General features: G+C 46.0%; 16 protein-coding genes, 1 tRNA gene and 1 other RNA gene. 10 read left to right on the forward strand and 8 right to left on the reverse strand.

Translation table 11 applies throughout. The features are described from left to right. The first annotated feature begins 77 nt into the window (after nt 1-77). Nucleotides 78-641, forward strand: coding sequence for a hypothetical protein (locus A3773_RS01135; RefSeq protein ID WP_067981898.1), 564 nt, complete (start codon nt 78-80; stop codon nt 639-641). A gap of 81 nt (nt 642-722) precedes the next feature. Here the strand turns inward: A3773_RS01135 and A3773_RS01140 are convergent. From A3773_RS01140 to A3773_RS01170, 7 genes are all read right to left on the reverse strand, one after another. Then, nucleotides 723-844, reverse strand: a non-coding RNA gene (locus A3773_RS01140) — RtT sRNA. A gap of 42 nt (nt 845-886) precedes the next feature. Then, nucleotides 887-974 (reverse strand) — tRNA-Ser (locus A3773_RS01145). A gap of 316 nt (nt 975-1,290) precedes the next feature. Beyond that, nucleotides 1,291-2,514, reverse strand: a complete 1,224-nt coding sequence (gene ftsZ / locus A3773_RS01150; protein ID WP_067981903.1) for a cell division protein FtsZ — start codon at nt 2,512-2,514, stop codon at nt 1,291-1,293. A gap of 78 nt (nt 2,515-2,592) precedes the next feature. Beyond that, nucleotides 2,593-3,831, reverse strand: a complete 1,239-nt coding sequence (gene ftsA / locus A3773_RS01155; RefSeq protein ID WP_067981907.1) for a cell division protein FtsA — start codon at nt 3,829-3,831, stop codon at nt 2,593-2,595. A 661-nt stretch (nt 3,832-4,492) separates the two neighbouring features. Then, nucleotides 4,493-5,128: a hypothetical protein gene (locus A3773_RS01160; protein ID WP_067981910.1), complete on the reverse strand. Its 636-nt coding sequence runs from the start codon at nt 5,126-5,128 to the stop codon at nt 4,493-4,495. Further along, the gene (locus A3773_RS01165) at nt 5,125-6,582 is read right to left on the reverse strand and encodes a DNA recombination protein RmuC (protein ID WP_067981914.1); all 1,458 of its coding nucleotides are present in this window, start codon (nt 6,580-6,582) and stop codon (nt 5,125-5,127) included. The genes A3773_RS01160 and A3773_RS01165 overlap by 4 nt, the downstream gene beginning before the upstream one ends. Before the next feature lie 4 nt (nt 6,583-6,586). Then, nucleotides 6,587-6,946, reverse strand: coding sequence for a hypothetical protein (locus A3773_RS01170; protein ID WP_067981917.1), 360 nt, complete (start codon nt 6,944-6,946; stop codon nt 6,587-6,589). 177 nt (nt 6,947-7,123) lie between these two features. Here A3773_RS01170 and A3773_RS01175 point away from each other — a divergent pair, with 177 nt between their 5' ends. The 8 genes from A3773_RS01175 (at nt 7,124) to A3773_RS01210 (ending at nt 13,186) form a co-directional block, all read left to right on the forward strand. Further along, entirely contained in the window at nt 7,124-7,456 is a 333-nt protein-coding gene (locus tag A3773_RS01175; RefSeq protein ID WP_067981920.1) for a hypothetical protein, read from the forward strand. A 15-nt stretch (nt 7,457-7,471) separates the two neighbouring features. Next, nucleotides 7,472-8,110: an O-methyltransferase gene (locus tag A3773_RS01180; protein ID WP_067981923.1), complete on the forward strand. Its 639-nt coding sequence runs from the start codon at nt 7,472-7,474 to the stop codon at nt 8,108-8,110. Continuing rightward, complete coding sequence (locus tag A3773_RS01185) at nt 8,110-8,520, forward strand: hypothetical protein (RefSeq protein ID WP_067981927.1); 411 nt, start codon at nt 8,110-8,112, stop codon at nt 8,518-8,520. Before A3773_RS01180 ends, A3773_RS01185 begins: the two co-directional genes overlap by 1 nt. Before the next feature lie 34 nt (nt 8,521-8,554). Next, complete coding sequence (locus A3773_RS01190; protein WP_067981931.1) at nt 8,555-10,918, forward strand: intermembrane phospholipid transport YdbH family protein; 2,364 nt, start codon at nt 8,555-8,557, stop codon at nt 10,916-10,918. Nucleotides 10,919-10,966: 48 nt separating this feature from the next. Continuing rightward, nucleotides 10,967-11,167 carry a YnbE family lipoprotein gene (locus A3773_RS01195; protein ID WP_067981934.1) on the forward strand — a complete coding sequence of 67 codons (201 nt, stop codon included), beginning with the start codon at nt 10,967-10,969 and terminating at the stop codon, nt 11,165-11,167. Nucleotides 11,168-11,181: 14 nt separating this feature from the next. Further along, on the forward strand, nt 11,182-11,526 hold the full coding sequence (locus A3773_RS01200; RefSeq protein ID WP_067981937.1) for a YdbL family probable chaperone protein: 345 nt from the start codon (nt 11,182-11,184) through the stop codon (nt 11,524-11,526). A 74-nt stretch (nt 11,527-11,600) separates the two neighbouring features. Next, complete coding sequence (locus tag A3773_RS01205) at nt 11,601-12,128, forward strand: disulfide bond formation protein B (protein ID WP_067981940.1); 528 nt, start codon at nt 11,601-11,603, stop codon at nt 12,126-12,128. Then, nucleotides 12,125-13,186 carry a lipid A deacylase LpxR family protein gene (locus tag A3773_RS01210; RefSeq protein ID WP_067981943.1) on the forward strand — a complete coding sequence of 354 codons (1,062 nt, stop codon included), beginning with the start codon at nt 12,125-12,127 and terminating at the stop codon, nt 13,184-13,186. Before A3773_RS01205 ends, A3773_RS01210 begins: the two co-directional genes overlap by 4 nt. 125 nt (nt 13,187-13,311) lie before the next feature. Here the strand turns inward: A3773_RS01210 and A3773_RS01215 are convergent, their stop codons facing one another. Further along, on the reverse strand, nt 13,312-15,297 hold the full coding sequence (locus tag A3773_RS01215; RefSeq protein ID WP_067981945.1) for a TonB-dependent copper receptor: 1,986 nt from the start codon (nt 15,295-15,297) through the stop codon (nt 13,312-13,314). 258 nt (nt 15,298-15,555) lie between these two features. Between A3773_RS01215 and gcvP the strand changes: the two genes are divergently transcribed. Continuing rightward, on the forward strand, nt 15,556-18,456 hold the full coding sequence (gene gcvP / locus A3773_RS01220; RefSeq protein ID WP_067981947.1) for an aminomethyl-transferring glycine dehydrogenase: 2,901 nt from the start codon (nt 15,556-15,558) through the stop codon (nt 18,454-18,456). The last annotated feature ends 21 nt before the right edge of the window (nt 18,457-18,477 follow it).

Consider the following 18,477-nt stretch of genomic DNA (forward strand, 5'->3'; position numbering starts at 1 on the left):
GAGACATAATGCCTCCCTATTGTTTTCGATGTGAATGCTTGTTAGAACATTATAAAATTTAGCGTTAGGAACCATAAATGGAATTATCAGAAGCAAGGGAACAGCTTGAATTCGCGAAAGATTATTATGAGGAGCTATCGAATGCCCAAGACCATAAAGCTTTCAGAAAATGCTGGCAAGCCTTCAGAACTTGCATAGCTGCTGCATGCAACGTATCAAGACAACAAGTTACCAGCATCGGAGGGAAACACAGCCACCACCATCAAGCCTTTAATAAGGTGAAACAAATACCTGAGATTGATTATACCCTAAAGGCTAGAGATGCAGCCTTCCATAAAGTAACTCAAACCTCAGAGCTAATACCCGGAAGTATTCAGTTCAGGCAACCGGACAAATCAGAACTTCCCCAAGCAATTCGTAGAGAAGGAAAATCAGTTCATTACAGTGCCGGGTTACTCTTAAAGATAAGGATCGAACACCCCCAAGTTAAACTAAGCAGCATCACCAGCAGATCTATCACATACGATGTACCTTTGAACTCTAACGGAACTGAACATTCAGCTACGACATTAGGGAAAGTGGTTATTGAAAACATAGAAGCTGCAATCTGCACAACGGAAGAACCTTTAAGGGACAAGTGAGGTTTTTACTAGTCGAAAAGGTGTCAACATTTAGCCAGAACCATTACTATAACTTATTGATTAATAGGTATTTTATGATAATGGCGGTCAGGGAGGGATTATTTTACCCCTATGGGGCCGTGGTCGCAGGCTCCCACGTTGTCTCGCTTCGCTCGGCTCAACCCCTCTTCTCGGGTTCTCATCCCTCTGAATCGCAGACACAAAAAAGCCCTGCGGTTAAGCAAGGCTTTTTCGTTTTAAATAGATGGCGGTCAGGGAGGGATTCGAACCCTCGATACCTTGCGGTATACACGCTTTCCAGGCGTGCTCCTTCGGCCACTCGGACACCTGACCATCCTGCATTAAGTGCGGCATAAAGCTGCTCATCAACGCGGCGCGAATTGTAACATAGACCACCCTATCCGCAAGGCATTTAACGGAAAAAATAGGAGATCATTCGATCTTAAGGGATTTGTAACAAAATAAACGGATAGGACAGGGACAAGAAAAGAGAAAGCGATCAATTAATACCCAACACAACACGCCTATTTACTAAGATGGCAGAGCGGGTTCGATAAAAGAGAATGGAGAGCTAACCGGACAAGAAAAAAAGCCCAGCTTAAAGCTGGGCCAAAGTAATACCTGGAAGGTATAAAACTATCAAGCAGACTTAGTCGGCTTGACGACGCAAGAATGCTGGAATGTCTAAGAACTCCATATCATCCGTGCCTGTTCTTTGTAGCGCAGGTTGTTCCTGCTCAATCTCTCTGTGTATTTCAATCGGTTCAGCTTTCTGTCGTGGCGCACTATCTTTACGCCCAGTACGCATAACCGCGGGCAGTTCTAGCTGATCAAAGTCTGAGGCTGCGCCTGCGGCGGTTGCCACAGCGGAAGCACGACCAGACCCTGTATTAACCACTTCAACATGCTGCTGCCCTGCACGGCCTAGGCCTGTTGCAACAACAGTAACGGTAAGTTCATCCGTAAGTTCTGGATCAATAACCGTACCCACAACAATAGTGGCGTTCTCAGAAGCGTACTCTTCAACAATGTTACCCACTTCTGAGAACTCGCCCAAACTTAGATCAAGACCCGCGGTGATATTAACCAAAATACCACTCGCCCCCTTCAGATCAACATCTTCAAGCAAAGGACTTTTGATCGCAGCTTCAGTCGCTTCTATTGCACGGTCTTCGCCACGGCCACTACCACTACCCATCATCGCCATGCCCATTTCGGACATAACGGTACGGACATCTGCAAAGTCGACGTTGATCATGCCTGGACGGATGATCAGATCAGCAATGCCTTGTACTGCACCTTTCAATACGTCATTACAGGTATTGAATGCATTAATCAGGCTGGTATTTTTACCCAGTACTGGAAGTAATTTTTCATTTGGAATAATGATAAGGGAATCTACATTCTCTTTAAGCTCATTGATCCCTTCGTCTGCAATTTTAAGACGCTTACGGCCTTCAAAAGAGAACGGTTTTGTAACAACAGCAACCGTTAGGATACCCATCTCTTTTGCCACTTCGGCAATAATCGGTGCAGCACCTGTACCGGTGCCTCCACCCATACCCGCTGTGATAAAGACCATGTCGGCGCCTTCAAGCATTTCGGCAATACGCTCACGGTCTTCGATCGCCGCGTGGCGACCCACTTCAGGGTTTGCACCTGCGCCCAAACCTTTGGTTAACTCACCGCCGATTTGAATCACTGTTTTTGAGTGCATGTTGTCTAAGGCTTGCGCATCCGTGTTCGCACAGATGAACTCTACACCATCCACTTCAGAATTAACCATGTGCTGTACAGCGTTACCACCGCCACCACCAATACCAATAACTTTAATTACGGCGCTTTGAGGGATATTATCCGCTAACTCAAACATACCGATCTCCTTCCAGTTTTACGCTTATTCTAATTAGTAGCGCTTATTTAATGATTAGTCCGTTTAATAAACAGGGCTTCAAAAATTACCTTGGAACCATGTCTTCATTTTATTCAGCATACTTGCTTGACGCTCAATCACATCAACTTCAACCACTTGAGCGGGTTCACCGCCTTGATCATCATGGGCGTACTGCAGTAATCCCATGCTGGTTGCATAGACGGGATTACCTAAAATATCATCCATTCCCCGCGTACCTTGCGGCAAGGCTAAGCGAACAGGCATATGGAACACCTCTTCTGCTAGCTCAACAGCCCCTTCCATTTTGGAAGTACCACCGGTGAGAACAATACCTGCGGCGACAAGCTCTTCGAACCCACTACGTCTGAGCTCGGTTTGAATCATATTAAAGAGCTCTTCGTAACGCGGCTCGACCACCTCTGCCAATGACTGGCGAGATAGGGTTCGTGCCGGACGATCACCTACACCGGGGACATTAACCATCTCATCTGGCGCGGCTAACTGAGCCAGTGCACAAGCATATTTAATTTTTATATCTTCGGCATGCTGCATAGGCGTTCGTAACGCCATGGCAATATCATTAGTGACTTGGTCCCCTGCAATAGGGATAACAGCCGTATGGCGTATAGAACCACCGGTGAAAATGGCAATATCAGAGGTTCCCCCACCAATATCGACCATGCAGACACCTAACTCTTTTTCATCTTCCGTTAATACGGAATAGCTAGAAGCCAACTGCTCTAAAACAATGTTATCCACATCAAGGCCACAACGGCGCACGCATTTCTCAATATTTTGTGCGGCATTAACAGACCCTGTAACCAGATGCACTTTGGCTTCTAAACGAACGCCTGACATGCCTAATGGCTCACGGATGCCTTCGGAGCTATCAATTTCATACTCTTGCGGCAAAATATGCAGAATTTTCTGATCCGCAGGGATGGCTACTGCTCGTGCGGCATCAATTACCCGCTCTAGATCAAATTCTGTTACTTCGCCCTCTCTCACCGCAACGATGCCATGGGAGTTCAAACTACTGATATGACTGCCTGCAATCCCAACCGCAACGGAATGGATTTTACAACCGGCCATCAATTCGGCTTCTTCAACCGCACGCTGAATAGAGCTCACCGTGGACTCGATATTGACCACCACCCCTTTTTTTAGACCTCTAGAGGGATGGGATCCGATTCCAACAATATCAATTGTATTGTCGACATTAACTTCACCCACCAAACAAACCACTTTGGAGGTACCAATATCGAGTGCAACAATCATATTTGAGTTAGCTACCATATTCACACGCCGTACATTAATTATAGGCTGCCTTATTTTCACTTATTACTATTAATAAACCAACCTATTTTCGATGAATTTTTTTATATTTTGACGCTTTATTTTATATCGATAAAACGAGGCAATAAATTCACTCTATTTTACTTATCGGCCAAACAAAAATATATTTTAGGAAAAAAGTTCAAATATTTCAAAACACTAGCTCTGACTAAATAGAAAAACCAAGATTGTATAATAAATATACACTTCCTATTCAACAGGTTAAAAATATATTAAAAATCAAAATTTAATATTGAGGTTTTAGCAACAAATCAAAAATCAATTTTGAATAATCTCGCATCAATCAAAACTTAATATTGATTATTCAAGCAAATATCAAAAATTAATATTGAATATTCATGCAAATATCAAAATTAGGTTTTGATTATTTTTAAAACAATAATATTCGAGCCAAATTAAATGAATATGCCTGTTTTTAACTATGAATCCGCTTCAGCTTGGCCCAGTTTAAGCAATTATTTAAAAAATAATCTGTCGCCATAACCCGCAACAGCACTGCGATACAGGCCGCACGCAGGCATAGTCAACTCTAGACTCAGCAGTCAAACCTGTCGGGAATAGCACCGAAATAGGCGGCGCTGTTGTTTAGTTAAGCAAGGTGCTATCGAGGGTAGTGGTAACCTGTATCCATCGTTCGCCACTCTTTCAGCTCTGGTGTGCGGTCAAGGTAGCTCCTGATCGAACATGCACCATCAGCGAGGAAAGAGGTATCCAAAAAGTTGTTGAGCACATCCGGACCAAGCCCTTCAGCGGCTTGTAAACAGAATGCAAGGTAACGGGGAAAAGGGTAAATATCATCGCGCCATAACAGGCCATCGTAGTATTGCCCTACGCGGGTATGATAATCCTGTTCCGATTGGCACTTATGCTGACGATATTCAAGGTCCGTGCTGGTTGTGCACATCAAACCGCGTGCACCGCCCTCAATAGAGTGTCGCGTTTCCACCTCGACCCAATTAAACCGATGCTCCCGCTCATAAAGGGCGAGGTACTCTTCATCGCTGCACTCAAATTGGGAACAGATGATCGTGGCGTGCTCGGCTTTACGCGTTGAGCAAGACGCGATCTGTCGAGTGCTGGGATCAGCCTTATGACGACTAAAAAAGACAACCCCCACCTTATTAAAAATGCGGATATAGCCCGGCACTTCAACAATCCGGAAATGGGTTAACCCCGGCACCGTCTCCCGTGCAGAACGTTCGCACAGAAGGGAGCCATAACCCACTACTGATTTCATGGCTGATCAGTATCGGAAGCACGTTCCAACAGGTCGGCACTCAGTTTTTTCTTACCTTCAGCACCGAGCTTTTTCAGCATGGCCACTTGATTAACCAAGTTACCGCGACCGCTGCTTAACCGCTTATGGGCGGTATCAAACGCTTGCTGGGTTTTGTGTAGGTTACGACCAATTTCATCTATCGACTCGACAAAGCCAACAAATTTATCATGTAGGTCGCCCCCCCGCTGTGCGATCTCTTTCGCATTTTGGTTTTGATGCTCATAACGCCAAATATTGTGGATTGTGCGTAACGTCACCATAAGGGTGGATGGGCTCACCAGCATAATATTTCGATCGAAGGCTTCTTTAAACAGATTGGGCTCTTTCTCTAAGGCCAATAAAAATGCCCCTTCGATTGGGATAAACAGGAGAACAAAATCAAGAGAGCGCACCCCCTCTAGGGATTGGTACGCTTTATCACTTAACCCTTTAATATGGCCGCGCATCGAGAGCAGGTGCTCCCGTAAGAACCGCTGCTTCGCGTCGTTCTCTTCAGATGAGCAGTACTGCTCGTACGCGCGTAACGACACTTTAGAATCGACAATAACATCTTTGCCATCCGGCAGATGAATAATGGCATCAGGTTGATAACGTTTCCCCTCTTGCGAGGCATTAACCTGTAACTCAAATTCACTGCCTTTACGTAAGCCAGACTCTTCAAGCGCACGTTCAAGTACGACTTCACCCCAATTACCTTGGGTTTTATTCTCACCTTTTAAGGCGTTGGTGAGGTTAATCGCATCCTCACTCATCTGTTGATTCAGCTGTTTTAACTGGCTTATTTGCGTATAAAGCGCCTGTCGATCTTTTGTTTCTTTGTCATATACATCTTCCACACGCCGTTTAAAGTCCCCTAGCTGTTCACGCAAAGGCGTTAACAGGTGGCCTAAATTTTCTTTACTCGTCTCAGAAAAGCGCTGGGCTTTCTCATCAAAAATACGGTTAGCAAGGTTTTGAAACTCTTGCTTTAGCTGCTCACGCGCTTTTTCTAGTGTCGCTAGCTTCTCAACTTGCGCCTCTCTTTCGGCGTCTAAGCGCGTTTCCAGTTCGGCTACCACTTCACTACGATCGGCCAACTGAAACGCCGTTTGTTCCAATTTTCGCTCTAACGCGTGCTTTTCAGCTAAAGTATTTTCTAGCAAAGGCTCAATATAACTTAGGCGTTCATCCAAACGCGCGCGCTGCATATCTAATTGATGCTGGCGCTCATTGAGCTGAGTACAGTCTTGACGTGACGTATCTAGCGCAACCTGACACTGCAACAAGGTTTGCTCTAACTGATCACAACGCTCACGCGATTGGCGCTGCTGGGCAGAAAACATGAGTTTTGCTAGCGCAAATGCCACACCTAATCCAACCACACAACCCAGTAATAGGCTTTCTAAATCAAGCGACGTAAGCGTTGGCATCATTCAGTTACCAATAGAGATATAAGATAGGAATAGAAAGAACCACTAAAGGCGACATCAGCATCAATGCTTTAAATTCACCCAATACCTGTTGAATAACAATAACATGCACAACCGGGAAGGAAATAAAGACGCAAAGTAAGGCAATCCACCACTCTAAATTAACAAATCCATACGCCGCAGAGAAAACCAGTGTCAGTGCTGCAATATTGCCAAGCATCACGATAGCCACCATACCATTACGTGTACGGGCTAACGCTGGCTTGTCCTCTTCAGATAATTTATTAATCGCCCCTGCGCTTAAGGCAGCGGACATAGATACAACACCAGTCAGCAAGAAAATAATTAACGGATCAATAATAGGCACGCCTGTACTCCAGTAAAAGTAATAAATCAGATCCCATTGTAAGGCTTTTACTTATAGCTGTTAACTGACTGTTTGCATGGATACAGAAGCACAGCAAAAATATGTAGACCAATCACACCTTCTGCCACATCACGTTCTATAATTCACTGCATCACTTTATCGCCAACAGGAACCTGAATGCTAAAACCCACGCCACTTTTATGGCTTATGCTCTTGCTTTCACTGCCAACCTATTCTGAACCTCTGCCAAGCTATCGCGTTATTGATAGCAGCTATACGGTTTGCCAAACCTTAGGTCAATACAAACAACTGTTACGTTGGTCTTTGTACGGTGTAGGCACTATCCCAGAACAAGGCTGTTTTCCTGCACCCGCGAATGCAAAAGCCATTATCAAGCAGTGCCCAGAAAGTGATATTATTATCTGCGAATTTGAACTGACCCCAGAGGATGGCAGCCCTGTGCTGAATGTTTGGGCCAGTAAAGTGATATTAAAGGCTGATAAGCCCTAGACAGAGAACAGATACGTGGAATTTCTGGTAAACGAAGCAGTTGAAGATTATGCCTTTCAAAGTACAACCCCTGAGCCCGCACTACTTCAGGAGTTAATCGACGAAACCAACAAAAATATGGGCTGGCCACAAAAACTATCAGGCCGTTTAGTAGGACGCACCCTAAAACTGCTTGCACAACTCCACCAGCCAAAAAACGTATTAGAGATTGGCATGTTCACCGGCTACTCCGCGTTATCAATCGCTGAAGGTATGCCGGACGATGGAAAAATTATCTGCTGTGAAACCAACCCCCGTGCGATTGAGTTTGCCCAGACCTTTTTTGACCGCAGCCCCCATGGCCACAAAATAGAAGCGATTTTTGGCAAGGCGCTAGACACCCTTGAAACATTAGACATGACCTTGGACTTTACCTTTATCGATGCGGATAAACGTAACTACCTAAACTACTACCATAAAGTGCTAGAGATGACCCGTCCTGGCGGATTGATCGTTTTAGACAACATGCTATGGTCTGGCAAAGTACTTCAGCCCGAGTCCGATATTGATGACGTGCTTGTGGATCTAAATAAAGAGATCGCGACCGACCCAAATGTGGAAAATCTATTCCTAACCGTCCGAGATGGTATCAATGTTGTTAGGAAGATCCGTTAATGTTGTATTTACTCAAAAATCATTTAACCGAAACACCCAGCATCGAGAAGATTGAAGCCCCATTGGCGATGATCCGCTCAGAAGACTACGGCATATCAACCGCCGCCGAACTATTGGATCTCTATCTAGAAACCGATAACGATGCGCCGTTAATGCCCCTATTAATCCAGATCCGCAATGAGATCATTGAGGACCTAGATCAAATTAACTCGGTGAAAGAGATCTATGGGCTCATGTATTGGCTACTGGGTGATAACGGGATAGATAATCGCGGCGAATCCCTTGAAGAAACCGCTGACAGGCTGGGCGAAATGGATATCGAAAATGATACCGATCGCTACAGCGATATCATCTTTCACCTAAAAGATGCCGTAGAAAGGCTGTACGATCTAGAACTCGCATTAGAGTAACCAACCATCACCGACTCAAGTAAAGGGAGGCAGTATGCAAAAACGCGTTAAGCTACGTTGGTGGCTACTCTCTTTTTGCCTACTGTTTCTGATCGTTCTACCTGTCAGCTTATACTTTCTCTCGCCACTGCTGGCAAAAAAAGGGCTTGAGCATTGGTTACAAGCACAAAACTTTTCCCATATTGAGCTCGTCATGCAGCCTCCAACATGGAACACGCTGCATATAGAAAAGCTCAAGTTACAAAAAAAACAACCCGATAAACAACTCAGCCTTTCAACCGAACATATTCTTTTACGCTTCAACCCAATAGAACTGTATCTGCACCAACGCCTCGACCTGATCCAGCTACCTAAATCTGATATCACCATTACCTATTCAACTTCTGCGGTTCAACCTGAAGAGGACGATGAACTGCTCGATCTCAGCAACCTACTGCCCGAGCAATGGTTTAAAAAGATACCCGCTAACTTAGTCCAAGTGGGTGAACTTAATGTCAACCTTGATTACCCATCCAACACCGCTGACTGGCGCTTTAGCGGTGCCCTGCTATTTGATGGCGAAGAACTCTACAGCCGCGTAAAGTTTTACCGTAACAATAAAGACTTAGGTTGGGGTGACTTGAAACTAGGCTATGACAATCATTTTTATCTTCGGTTACTGGAAAACGACGACCCCTTCATAACAATCGATGGTGCCCTATCTTATACCGAGCAATTACAACTGGATTCGACCCAGCAAATAGAGATAACACGACTACAACGCTGGCAGAACGAAATCTTCCCGCCTGAGCCCCAAGAGCAACCTCTCAAGCAAGCACTCCCCAGCCTAACGGGACACCTTGAAACTCAAGGCCGGACACTCTTCCCGCTGCGTACCAAATTAACACCGGATGCGCTGTTAGGCAGTATACAAACACAACAAAAGGTCAAAGCCACACTCAGCGTGCTTAAACCTATAGCCGCAATAGCGCAGGTCGACGCGCAATTAAGTGGAACCGTGGACTTTTCACTCAGCCATTTGGCCGTCGTTATGGATAGTGCCAGCACGTTATCCCTACTCAACATCAACCACGCCAGCTTGAGCAACCCCATTAAAAAGGCGAGTATCCAGTTTAAAAAAGCACTAAATATAGGCTTAAACCTCGCTAACACGACAAAAGACACCCCGTTAGAGCCGCAGATCGATCCCTTTAACGTCACAATCGTTACGACAGCGGTAGCCTTACCCGATATCGACATAGCCCCATTAACGCTCAATCTGGATATGCAAAAAATAGCCTTAGCCCAAGGCTATTTCAAAGGCCGCGCCGAGCTTAAAAATATCGCAATCAAACACCAACAAAAACAACAACCACTGATTAACTTTACGACAGGGTTCGAACTCAACAACGGCGTACTAAGCCAAACCTACGATCTAAACTCAACCGAGCTCCCATTGGCGGTTAGCGGCAAAACATCAACCCAGTTAGATTCATTGGCCAGCCAGTTTAGTTGGACGCTAAAACCGATCAGTTTAGCCGCCATCAATACCCCTTTACGTAAATATGTCATCCTCCCCCCCGAACTCAGCCTCAAGGCGGGCACCTTATTCCATAAAGGTACGGGTCAGTTTAAAAACAACAAACTCTCCCTCATGGCGGATAACAGCATTCGACAAGCACAGATCGGCTGGAACGAGACACTGATAGAACAACTGGATCTGGATTCTAGAACCACACTCTCCACCTCAGGCACATTAATCGATACAGGCAATATTAAGCTTGGAAAGGTTACAAATGGTATTGAGATCACAAAGGTCAGTACTCATTACAGCTACACCCATGATCGTAGCAAAAGGCGTGATCTCATCTCACTTAACGCACTAAGCGCTGAGATACTCGGTGGCAACATTACAGTTAATGATATTGAGTTTGATCCGTTAAACCCAGAGATTGCCACCCAAGTGGATATTGAAGCGCTTGATTTAGGTGAAGTGCTCAAACTGGAGCAGCAACAGGGACTGTCAGGCGAGGGAAAACTCTCAGGCCACTTTCCCCTACAGTATAAAGCGGGACAAGTCAGCATTAGCAACGGTAAATTGCTGAGCTTAGCACCAGGGGGGAAAATCATCTTCCTACCCAGCGCGTCAGTGTCTGCCTATGCTGCAACAAACATTGGCTTAAAAACAGCAATCGATGCGTTAGAAAACTTCCATTTTGAGCTGTTAAACATTCAACTTAATTATGAACCCGATGGCACCGCGTTACTCACAACACGCCTAAAAGGAAGTAACCCCAACTGGCATAATGGCCATCCCATCGACTTCACAATCAATGTTGAAGAGAATATACCGACACTAATGAAAACGCTTCAATTTACAGATAAATTGACGAGAACGATTGAGAAGCGTTATCGTTGAGCTAATTAAGACTTAAGTAACAAATGAAGCCTATATTGAGGAACGACCATGAAACTAACTTCTTTACTTCCACCCTTAGCGCTTTTGATTGCGTTAGCTGGTGTTAGCGGATGTTCACCCCGTGTTGAAGTCGCCGTTCCCAGCGAACCCATCACTATCAATCTTAATGTTAAGATAGAACATGAAATTCTTGTCAAAGTGGATCGTGAAATTGACGACCTTCTATCTGAAAACAGCGATATTTTTTAACGGGAGATTAAGTGATGACACAGTTTAAACTACGTAATTTTATGGCCTTATTTGCACTTTTGCTCTCTATTATGGCAACACCCGTCTGGGCAATATCCATGGATGATGCCAAATCACAAGGGCTTATAGGCGAAAGAAGCAACGGCTATCTTGGTATTGTGACCTCAAATGCGTCCACTGACGTACGCAAGCTCGTAGACACTATCAACAACAAACGTCGTTCCGCTTACGCAAATAGAGCCTCCAGCGCTGGCGTAGAACAGTCGGTGTTTGAAATTCGCATGGGGCAACGCTTACAAGCGCGCACACCTGCAGGGCAATTTATTCAGCTCCCAAACGGCAATTGGCAAAAAAAATAAGCTAACGTCGAGTATCTACGGGCAAGTACCTAACACATAACAGGCTTGTTCGTAGATAACTAAAAGAGAGCAACATGAGTACTAAAGACCCGATCTATCGCCGCTTTAATCTCTTAGGCTTAACACTGTGCCTAGTTGCCTTCGTCTATGCGATTTCCAGCCTACAAGATCCGATCACACATATCAGCAGCCCATTAATTTCAATATCAAAGCTGTTAGTGCTAACCAGCGCGGTACTCTTTTTTATCGCCTTAGCCCACAACCCGCGTACCTTTGGGCAGCGGATCTATGGTGTGATGAATTTTACCCTATCTGCCGCGGGTTTAGCCTTAGCAAGCTACCATTTATGGAAGCATTCAGCCGATAGCCAAAGTCCTCCCGCCTATTGTGAGCAACCCATTGAGTTACTGTTAGGGAGACAACAGCATATTGATGCTAAACTAACCGAATTAATGAATGCGGCTGTTCAGTGTCCCGTTGAATCAGCTAACTTAATCGGCTTAGGTGCGGCAGAACAATGCCTGCTTTTATTTGTCAGCCTATTTGTGATCAGTTGGAAAATCTTGATCCGCCGCAAAAAAAATGAAGGGCTTTTTCTGTGACACCAACAACACCTCTGGCGTTAGCCTCCTGCTTATTGCTGACAACAGCACAGTCGGCCTGTGCTGAAACCGGTGCACCTTGGACCTTAAACCTCTATTTTGAAAATGATCTGTTCTCGGAAACCGATCAAGACTACACCAATGGTGTGCGCGCCTCTTGGGTTTCACCTAATGTGAATGATTACCTCAATGATGAGCGGCTGCCAAGCTGGGTACGAGGCATAACGCCCTACCTTCCCCTGTTCGACCCCAGTGATAAAAACTCAACTCAGTTACAGCGCAACGTTGTTATTAGCGTTGGCCAGCAGATCTATACACCACAAGATATTGATCGAACCACCATTGATCCTAATGATCGCCCTTATGCCGCGTGGTTATACACTGGGCTTGCTTACCATAGCCGCACCAAAAACAGAATGAATACGGCTGAAATCAACTTAGGTATTGTCGGCCCCCTCGCCTTCGGGCAAGAGGCACAAGATTTTATCCATGACATTCGGGGCTTTGAAAAGTTTAAAGGGTGGGATAACCAACTCAAAAATGAACCTGGCTTACAGCTTGTCTACGAGCACAAAAACCGTATTATTCGCGGGCAATTTTCACCCTTCTTTGAATACGATACGATTATCCACGGCGGTGGTAGCTTAGGAAATGTGGCGACCTACCTCAACGCCGGTGCAGAAGTCAGGTTCGGCTGGAACCTACCACAAGATTTTGGCACATCGGCTTTACGCAGCGGCGGGGATAATAGCGCGCCGGGCTTAGGTGATGGACGCTACCAGCGGGGTAGTCGAAATCATAACTTAGGGGTGCATGCGTTTATATCAATGGATGGCCGCTGGGTGGTACAAGATATTTTCTTAGATGGAAACACCTTTAGGGATAGTCATTCGATCGACAAAGAGCACCTTGTTGGCGAAACAGCTTTTGGTATTGCCGCGCTTTACCACGGCTGGAAAATTTCATTTGCTCAAGTTCATCGTAGCCGAGAGTTTAAAACACAAGATGAAGGGCACGCCTTTGGCTCCCTCAGCGTAAGCTACTCCTACAGCATATAACCCCTGCTATCGATCCAAAAGAGCAACCATAGCCGCTGTCTCAAACAAAAAAAATCTTAGACCAAACCGTGAAAGGCACGGTCTGATCTAAGATATCGAGGGGGGGTTATTACAACAACAATCGATTAAAAGTGTGCGCTAAGCTTGATCCAGATATTTTGGCCGGGCTCTGCCACCTGTATTGGCGCACTGTCTAACACATAATCACGGCTCTCATGCAGGGTATAATCTTTATCAAACAGATTATCGACACCCATCGCAACCACAAAGCCATTACTCGCAGCATACTCACCGTGCAGGTTAACTAAGCCATAACCCGGTGTCTTACGAACATCTTGGCCACCGCAGGCATCACTGCTTAAACAAACATCATTTTGCTGCGCAACCAGTTTCCACTCAATGCCCGCTTTCCACTGCTGCTTCTGATAATCCAGAGAGGTGTTTAACTCAAGCGGAGAGATACGCGACAAGTTGGTATCATCACTTGTATTCTCACCCTCAAGCCAAGCCAGCGAGGAACCAAACTGCAAAGTCTCTGTTAATTTATAAGACAGTCCAGCTTCTAAACCGTACAGGGTGGCATCAACGTTTTTATACTGCTCGGTACCACCTGATTTAAACCGCAGAATGTAATCATCAACACGGTTATACCAACCGGTCAATGTCCAGTTCAAATCACCTTGATCACTGGCCAATACGGCTTCTAATTGATGGTGTTTTTCCGGTGCTAACTGAGGATTACCGATCCAAGGGGTCGCGCCAGTTTTAGCCACATAACGCTCTGTTGCATCCGCCGTACGGACACTACGGGAGAAGGTTGTCTCAATCGTATACTGCTCATTAAGACGATGCGTCCATGACGCAAAACCACCTACGTTATTCTCATCACTATCGGTCTCAGTCGTACCGTTCACTGCCGTATATTGCGACGCTGGCGTTGCCATACCAAAGGTTTCACCCGCTCTAGAGGCCGATGCTTCAACGCGGTCATAACGCATACCGGCTTTAAGGACATCATCACGTGTAAGGGCCTTTTCACCTTCAACAAAGATACCGGTTTGGTCGATGGATACTCCCGGCCACTGACTAAACGCAGCCATGCCGTTCATATTCATATACGCAATGGCTGTCCGATCATTATTTTGCATATCGGCACCAAAGGTCCAATCAATATCAGCCGCATTGGCATCTAAAACAATACGCATACCTTCGGTATCAGAGGTTGAAGGCGAGCTCATCATACTGTTGTCCATTAAATGGATAACATCCGATTTATACGCTTCTACTTTTAAACTACGCAACGCACCTTGAGTAAATTGATGCTCTAATTTAAGACGGGAGTTTTCTGCATCCGCATAAGGGCTGTTCATTTGAGCACCGGGGAACAGGACATCTTCCTCATTGGCTTTTTCAAAGCTCGCCTGTAGCATGGTGTTTTCGCCTAAACGAATCCCCGCCAAAATCGCATTGGATTGGCTATCATACTTAGAATCGACCTCATTGCCCGCGCCATCATCATAGTTTTCAGACTCGCCTTCATGGGCAATAAAGCGGATATAACCATCATCGTTACCTGCTTTAATATCTGCACCTAGCTCCCACTGCTCACCATTACCACGGTAGCTACCCGATATATCAGCGTTATAGCCTTTTTCATCGATCATCGGCCAGTCGCGTTCAAACAAGACCGTTCCCCCAGATCCACCGCCACCATAAATCACGGTGCGATTGCCTTTAATGACCGTTACACGATCATAGCTATCAACCGAGGTATAAGCCGTTGGCGGATCCATACGGTTAGGACAGCCCCCATGAATATAGCCACCATCCAATAAGATATTGAGTTGAGTCTCTTTCTGACCACGAATCACAGGGTCCAATGCGCGCCCACCCATTCGAACCGCAGAGACTCCACTCACACTACGCAGTAACTCCCCCCCATCAGAGACAGGAGACGCTTGAACACCCGACGTAGATTTACTCACCGTTGTTTCTAATGAAGGTAGCCCTTGGTTGATCTCAATAACCATATTTTGATCAGAATCATGACCCGCTTGAGCCAACTGAGAAACAGACGCGGCCACGCACAACGCTAAAGCTTTCTTTTTCACACAATCACCTTCATTAGATAAGACTAAATTACGCGAATTCTAATGGAAGGCTGGTTAAAAAGGGATGTGACACAGTGTCGCAGATAAAGGCGATTTATTTTTCACCCCGCGCGCGTGTTCCAAATCAGGGAAAAAAGTTTCCTAAAGTAAACTTTTGCTGTTTACCACTCACAAGAAAAGAAAAAAACAGGTATGATTAGCCCAAATTTTGAGCACTTTTTCTAACTACATTAGCAACTGATTACAGGTAATTACACGATGCCGTTACAGAATCAGACTCCACTCTCTACGCTGGAGCAAAAAGATGCGTTCATCGCACGTCATATTGGCCCCTCTGCCGCAGAACAACAGGCTATGCTGGACGAACTAGGTGTAGCTGATCTTGATCAGTTGATAACACAAACAGTCCCTGAATCGATTCAAGTAACCTCACCTATTGCCTTAGATGATAGCCGTACTGAAGACGAAGTGCTGGCTTACCTTAAATCGGTTGCGCAAAAAAACAAGATCAACACATCGATGATAGGTATGGGTTACACCGATACCATCGTGCCTAATGTCATTCTGCGTAATGTATTAGAAAACCCAGGCTGGTATACCGCTTATACACCCTACCAGCCGGAAGTATCCCAAGGCCGTTTAGAAGCGATCCTTAACTTCCAAACCATGATTCTTGACCTCACAGGTTTAGATCTAGCGAACGCCTCACTGCTTGATGAAGCAACCGCTGCCGCTGAAGCGATGACACTGTGTAAACGTATGTCAAAAGCGAAAAAGGCAAACACCTTCCTCGTCGACAAAAACGTACACCCACAAAACATCAGCGTTATACAAACCCGTGCCGAACCACTCGGTTATGACGTGGTTGTAGGTGATGTCGCCGAACTGGTCGATCAACATGAGTTTTTTGGTGTATTAGTTCAATACCCGGGCACAACTGGCGATATCAACGATTACTCAGCATTGGTTGAAAAAGTACACGCGAAGAAAGCGCTGTTCTGTGCAGCCGCAGACATCATGAGCTTAGTCCTGCTTAAATCACCTGGCGAACTCGGTGCTGACGTAGTGTTTGGTTGTGCCCAACGTTTTGGTGTACCTATGGGATACGGTGGCCCACATGCGGCTTACTTTGCTACCCGTGATGCTTACAAACGTTCCGTACCCGGCCGTATTATTGGTGTGTCTATCGATGCCCGTGGTAATAAAGCCCTACGTATGGCGATGCAAACCCGTGAGCAACATATCCGCCGCGAAAAAGCCACGTCAAACATCTGTACTGCACAAGTACTGCTAGCCAACATGGCCTCTTTTTATGCGGTTTACCACGGCCCAGACGGTCTTAAAACCATTGCTGGCCGTATCCACCGTCTAACCGACATTCTCGCTAAAGGCCTACAATCCAAAGGCGTTAAGCTGTTAAATAACAGCTGGTTTGATACCCTCACATTGGAAGTAGACAACGCAGAAGCGATCTATCAAACAGCCCTTGATGCCGGTATTAATCTACGCAAAATTAGCAACACTCAACTAGGCATGACCTGCGACGAATGCACGAACCGTGAGATTATCAATATCTTATGGAACTGCATTTTAGGTGAAGGGCATGGGCTTTATATTGAAGCAATAGATGCCGATCTAACCGCCAATGGCTCTGACTCTATACCTGCTGCGCTCGTACGTGAATCAGCCATTCTTCAGCACCCCGTTTTCAACAGCTATCACAGTGAAACTGAGATGCTGCGCTACCTTAAGAAACTGGAAAACAAAGACATCTCCCTCACGCACAGCATGATAGCGTTAGGTTCATGCACTATGAAACTCAACGCAACTGCAGAGATGATCCCAGTGACGTGGCCTGAGTTTGGCCAACTGCACCCTTTTGCACCGATTGATCAGGCGCAGGGCTATAAACAACTGATTGATGAACTGGAAGATCAGCTAAAAGCGATTACAGGGTTCGATGCTATCTGCATGCAGCCTAACTCCGGTGCTCAAGGGGAGTATGCGGGCCTCTTAGCAATTCGAAAATATCATCAATCAAATGGCGATCACCACCGCAACATCTGCTTAATCCCAACCTCTGCTCACGGCACAAACCCTGCGTCTGCGGCCCTTGCGGATATGAAAGTCGTACTGGTTAGCTGTGACGATCAAGGTAATGTTGATGTTGCAGACATGCGTGCCAAAGCCGAGCAGCATAAAGATGACCTTGCCTGCCTCATGATTACCTACCCATCCACCCACGGTGTGTATGAGGAAAGTATTTGTGAGATATGCGACATCATCCATGAGAACGGCGGACAAGTTTACATGGACGGCGCTAACCTAAACGCACAGGTGGCAGTCAGCCAGCCTGCAGCCATTGGTGCCGATGTCTCCCATATGAACTTGCACAAAACATTCTGTATTCCACACGGTGGCGGTGGCCCAGGTATGGGGCCAATCGGTATTAAAGCGCACCTTGCTCCTTTTGTAGCAAACCACCCAATACAACCGATCGAAGGGCCTAACCCTGAAAACGGTGCAGTATCCGCAGCTCCTTGGGGTAGCGCCTCCATTCTGCCGATCTCATGGGTTTATATTGCACTGATGGGCGCTAAAGGCCTACGCGCTGCAACCGAAAACGCCATCCTAAACGCTAACTACTTAGCGAAAAAACTAGGTGAGCACTACCCCGTTCTCTACGCTGGCCGTAATGGTCGGGTTGCCCACGAGTGCATCATCGATATGCGCCCACTAAAAGAGCTTTCCGGCATTACCGAAGAAGATGTATCTAAGCGTCTAATGGACTTTGGCTTCCATGCGCCGACCATGTCGTTTCCTGTTGCGGGCACACTCATGATCGAGCCGACCGAATCTGAATCTAAAGCAGAGTTGGATCGTTTCATCGAAGCGATGGTCACCATTCGCGAAGAGATCAGCCAAGTGCAAGATGGCACAATGGACGCGGAGAATAACCCGCTAAAACATGCGCCCCATACACTGGAAGACCTCATCGACCCAAACTGGGATCGTCCCTACAGCGTGGCTCAAGCCGCCTTCCCTGTTAAACGCCTAAAAGACAGCAAAATCTGGCCAACCGTTAACCGTATCGACAACGTATACGGCGACCGCAACCTATTTTGCTCATGTCTTCCGGTAGAGGATTACGCTGAGTAATACACCGTTGTCGGTTTACAA

The sequence above is a fragment of the Neptuniibacter pectenicola genome (assembly GCF_001597735.1).
Taxonomy (GTDB): domain Bacteria; phylum Pseudomonadota; class Gammaproteobacteria; order Pseudomonadales; family Balneatricaceae; genus Neptuniibacter; species Neptuniibacter pectenicola.

Coding starts and splice junctions, on each gene's coding strand:
- A3773_RS01175 (WP_067981920.1), top strand. CDS start 7,124: ATGCTAAAACCCACGCCACTTTTATGGCTTATGCTCTTGCTTTCACTG.
- gcvP (WP_067981947.1), top strand. CDS start 15,556: ATGCCGTTACAGAATCAGACTCCACTCTCTACGCTGGAGCAAAAAGAT.
- ftsA (WP_067981907.1), bottom strand. CDS start 3,831: ATGGTAGCTAACTCAAATATGATTGTTGCACTCGATATTGGTACCTCC.
- A3773_RS01185 (WP_067981927.1), top strand. CDS start 8,110: ATGTTGTATTTACTCAAAAATCATTTAACCGAAACACCCAGCATCGAG.
- A3773_RS01205 (WP_067981940.1), top strand. CDS start 11,601: ATGAGTACTAAAGACCCGATCTATCGCCGCTTTAATCTCTTAGGCTTA.
- A3773_RS01165 (WP_067981914.1), bottom strand. CDS start 6,582: ATGATGCCAACGCTTACGTCGCTTGATTTAGAAAGCCTATTACTGGGT.
- A3773_RS01190 (WP_067981931.1), top strand. CDS start 8,555: ATGCAAAAACGCGTTAAGCTACGTTGGTGGCTACTCTCTTTTTGCCTA.
- A3773_RS01200 (WP_067981937.1), top strand. CDS start 11,182: ATGACACAGTTTAAACTACGTAATTTTATGGCCTTATTTGCACTTTTG.
- A3773_RS01195 (WP_067981934.1), top strand. CDS start 10,967: ATGAAACTAACTTCTTTACTTCCACCCTTAGCGCTTTTGATTGCGTTA.
- ftsZ (WP_067981903.1), bottom strand. CDS start 2,514: ATGTTTGAGTTAGCGGATAATATCCCTCAAAGCGCCGTAATTAAAGTT.
- A3773_RS01135 (WP_067981898.1), top strand. CDS start 78: ATGGAATTATCAGAAGCAAGGGAACAGCTTGAATTCGCGAAAGATTAT.
- A3773_RS01160 (WP_067981910.1), bottom strand. CDS start 5,128: ATGAAATCAGTAGTGGGTTATGGCTCCCTTCTGTGCGAACGTTCTGCA.